Raw genomic sequence first — 3,391 nt, 5'->3', positions numbered from 1 at the left:
GTAGGATGTCTTAATCGCCCTATTAATTCTTTAAAGCCTTCATACTTAACCTCTGAACATTCTTCTATCCAAATAAGTGAAACATTATTAATTGACTTGAGCTTTTCAGGTTTATCCATACCTTTGAATATAATTTTGCTGCCATTAGGAAAACGTATCTGCATAGGAGAAGAAATACACTTAATTTTGTGAGCCAATCCCAAATCAATAATAATTTCTTCTACCAATGAAAAAGTGGAATCTCTATGCGTATCGTAAACTTCCCTTACTATCAATGCTGTTCGTTTTTCCTGCAACAGCTTTAAAATGATTTTTAGCGCAACATGATAGGACTTTGATGAGCCGTAACCACCAACAAGAAACTGAAACTTTTGTTTCCAATTAAAGAGAAAACTCTCAAAGTGAGGGTTCACTTCTTTTTCTATCATGATGTATCACCTTTTCGTTTTATCATGATTTCAATTGGATCACTGTCAGTGTTATTCTGTAATTTATCAATCTCAAGTTTCGTTTTATTGATCGTCAACTGCATTTTTTCAACCTCTAATAGACGATCATCGTCATAATTAGCAAGTTCATAAAACTGTTTTAACATGCTTCGCAACTCACCCATAGCTCGACTTTGGGAGTTTAAAAAGTTCGCCTGTTTATCCCAAGCGAACTGTATTTCCCATTCTTTTTCGGTAACCATTTCACCATCTTTTTCTTTTTTTAGCACTTCTGTAAGATCATCTTTATCCTCTACAAACATAATCTGTTGCGCCCTCATAATGGATGCAAACTGCATTTTTATGTTCATCCATAATATATCTAATGGAGCAATGCTATCTATTTCGTTTACTATCTCCAGTGTTTCTTCTGGTAGGTACTTTGCAAATAAGCCGTGTTTAACAGCATTAGTATTTCTTTTGGGAGCAGCGCCGCCAGAATTTCCTATAGCATTCTTGTTACCTGGTTGACCGCCTCTTTTTGTGTGCACACTTTTTTCTTTGAGTGCACCCTTATTTCTTTCCCAACCGTGGCGCCTTTTCCACGACTTTACGGTATTAATTGATACTTCATATTTCTCAGCTATATCCTTATATTTCATGCCTTGGATATAATCTTGTTCAGCTTTCTTATGCTTGACTTCCATTTACATCAACACCCACCTCCAACTTTAATCGAGTTTGTTTTGGACAAAAGAAAAAGCACTCCGTTATTGGAGTGCTGAATCTCAATTACTATGCCCATTTTCTAGTAAACATCTTTTAATAGCTTCTATTTGAGTAAGTTCATGCTTATAGTTTTTGAGTTTTAATTGATTTAATAATAGATCAAAGAATTGTTGTGAATTATTAATAAGACCATCTATCAAAACTTGCTCATTAACCACCAAAGAATCTCCATCTATCGTTAACTTTGTTTTTTTGCCAACTTCCTTTTTTAAAACTACTTCAATTGGTTGACTAGGATAATAAAAAGTACCTACTCCATTATCCAGATATTCTTCAATAGCATTCAAATAGTAAGAATATAAAGAAGGCAAGTCGTCAAAAATAGGTATGTTACCAATTTCTTTATAATTTGAGGTAAAAACTATACTCCCTTCTACCATCAATATTCCATTTTCTACATGTTCATCTCTATTTTCCTCAATAAATTCAACTAAAAATTGGTTATTAAAACCACCAATATAAGACTCAGTATTTTGAATTAAATCATTTAAATCGTATACTTCCTTTTTAAGAAAGAAATTTTTGATTTCCACTAAAAATCACTCCACTTTTTACTTGGGATAAAGTTGTTTTATATGCCCTTTACTTATCCCTAGAACATATTTAACACCTTTTACTGTTCCTTGCACTTGAAAAGTTGAATTTGTACCTTTGGATTTTAATTTGTTTCTATTTTGTTTCGCAATACTTAAAGCAATATTTTTCACATCATTTACAGATAAATTTGGATTATAAAATGTTTGCTTCTTCTTCACTGTACCATTCCAATATTTTGGATGATGTCTTTGTAGCATGTGTTTCATATCAGTTTTAGTTAACTTGAAAGTATGCCCGCCAACTTTATACGTTGCAGTTTTGAATGATTTCAAGGCGTTAGTCACTTTTGACTTCGGCGCCTTTTTAAAAACTTTAGAACCCCATTTTATTACGTGCTTACCTCCACTGATAACAACTCTTGCTATAAGACCCCAGGCAAATGGCCGAATAATTATGGACTCGGATTCAATCGAAGAATCATCACCAACATATTCATTATCATCTATAACATTCTCCCATTCAACTTCCTGAAGATTATTAAATAATTCAGGATTTTCATCATATGTAATCGAATTATCTTCTTCAACCACATCTGCCCAGTTCTGTGCTCCTTCATTAGCAAATGAAATAGACGGAGATAAGAATGAAAGTAGTAAAACAAACGCTATAAAGCCACTTAAAAAAGCAAAATTTTTCTTCATAAAAACCTTTCCCCCAATATTAGAATTTATGAATATAATTTTATCCAATATGCCTTAATATGTAAATATATGTTAAGAATAATTTGTTGCAATATATGTAACTATTGTTTTAAATATTAATTAACAACAATTGTAAATTAAGGGAGATTGCTCCTTCATTCAAAACCATATTTACATATCACACATTAACTTATTGACCACTTTAACCCCAAATTCTCATCATAAGATATATAGTATATATCGAAAAACTTTCTAGCTTTGTTCTATTTCACTTGAACCTTTTGATCAATCCTACAATATAAAAGTCTTTCTATTAATACAAAGTTCGTACGTCAAAACGTACGTCATGAAGCAATTTTTTTAACTTTTACCCTAGCCCGCTCAATGTATTGCTGTACAGTTCTTTTTTTGATCCCTAATCTATCGGCAATCTGTTGCATACTTAATTGTTCAGCTTCATACATAATGTAACACTGCCGTTCTCTATCGGAAAAAGTTTTAAACAGTCGTATTAATGCTTGTCTTTGCGCTTGATCCATATACAAAGGTTCTCGTTCTATTTGCTCTATAATATCTGGAATGATTTCTATCTCATCATATTGTTTTTTCCTATAAGCATTCTTTTTATCAACGCCGCGATATAACCCTGGTTGCCTTCCTGTTTTCATCCATTCAATGGATTCAGACATATCGTTAATCATGCTGTTAATATGTTTTTTATCCTCTCTATCATAAATAAGTTCGGTATTTAGTTTACCTTTCATTCTAATCAATTATTTTCGTCCTTTTTCGTATTCACTAACTAATCTATCTACCCACATATTCATATTCGAGCCCCCACTCTCGTCATATTTAAAATAAAGGTTCTATGTCAAATGTTGGGGTGGAGTGAGATGGAATCTCACCTACCCAACATGACTTCCAATTTTTTTATAC

General features: G+C 32.4%; 5 protein-coding genes. All 5 read right to left on the bottom strand.

Annotated elements, in window-relative coordinates; translation table 11 throughout:
• Positions 1-428 (bottom strand): PBSX family phage terminase large subunit (locus tag D1839_RS20040; protein ID WP_120381534.1); only part of this gene is annotated, 428 nt, incomplete at its 3' end.
• Positions 425-1,135, bottom strand: a complete 711-nt coding sequence (terS, locus tag D1839_RS20035; protein ID WP_120381533.1) for a phage terminase small subunit — start codon at positions 1,133-1,135, stop codon at positions 425-427. The genes D1839_RS20040 and terS, both read right to left, overlap by 4 nt.
• A gap of 81 nt (positions 1,136-1,216) precedes the next feature.
• Complete coding sequence (locus D1839_RS20030) at positions 1,217-1,750, bottom strand: hypothetical protein (RefSeq protein ID WP_120381532.1); 534 nt, start codon at positions 1,748-1,750, stop codon at positions 1,217-1,219.
• 18 nt (positions 1,751-1,768) lie between these two features.
• Positions 1,769-2,455 carry a hypothetical protein gene (locus D1839_RS20025; RefSeq protein ID WP_120381531.1) on the bottom strand — a complete coding sequence of 229 codons (687 nt, stop codon included), beginning with the start codon at positions 2,453-2,455 and terminating at the stop codon, positions 1,769-1,771.
• Positions 2,456-2,799: 344 nt separating this feature from the next.
• Entirely contained in the window at positions 2,800-3,219 is a 420-nt protein-coding gene (locus D1839_RS20020) for a sigma-70 family RNA polymerase sigma factor (protein WP_207667479.1), read from the bottom strand.
• Positions 3,220-3,391 lie beyond the last annotated feature (172 nt).

This window comes from Roseburia sp. 1XD42-34 (assembly GCF_009917385.1).
Classification (GTDB): Bacteria; Bacillota; Bacilli; order Bacillales; family Amphibacillaceae; genus Virgibacillus.
Note: the sequence above shows the minus strand (reverse complement) of the source record. Positions and strands in the feature narration are given on the sequence as shown.